This window comes from Serratia proteamaculans, from assembly GCF_946227095.1.
GTDB classification, from domain to species: Bacteria; Pseudomonadota; Gammaproteobacteria; order Enterobacterales; family Enterobacteriaceae; genus Serratia; species Serratia proteamaculans_E.
On record NZ_CAMISV010000031.1, the window covers coordinates 1 to 492 of the forward strand.

The following is a 492-nucleotide window of genomic DNA, read 5'->3' on the forward strand; positions in this document are numbered from 1 at the left end:
TCTACGGAGGAGTAAGTTTCAGCTGTCATGTTTCAATTTTCAGCTTGTTCCAGATTGTTAAAGAGCAATATCTTAAACACGACTCGTTAAAGTCATCTTTAAGATGTTTTCGGTTCGGCAAGAACCGGTGATAATGTCTTTCACTCATTATCGGATGGCGTCCCCAAGGGGATTCGAACCCCTGTTACAGCCGTGAAAGGGCAGTGTCCTAGGCCTCTAGACGATGGGGACACGAAAATCCGATTAAACTGAACGTCTTAATCGGTTCGTATCAGCATGAGTCAGAGACTCATTACATCAACAGGTAGCGCTTTTGCTCATTACTTTTTCATCAGACAATCTGTGTGAGCACTTCACTCGAATCAATATCATTAGGTAAGGAGGTGATCCAACCGCAGGTTCCCCTACGGTTACCTTGTTACGACTTCACCCCAGTCATGAATCACAAAGTGGTAAGCGCCCTCCCGAAGGTTAAGCTACCTACTTCTTTTG

At 44.7% G+C, this 492-nt stretch carries 1 tRNA gene and 1 rRNA gene; both read right to left on the reverse strand.

The features are described from left to right. Nucleotides 1-155: 155 nt before the first annotated feature. A tRNA-Glu gene (locus OC597_RS26605) sits at nucleotides 156-231 on the reverse strand. Between the two features lie 145 nt (nucleotides 232-376). Then, a 16S ribosomal RNA gene (locus tag OC597_RS26610) occupies nucleotides 377-492 on the reverse strand; the annotation flags it as partial.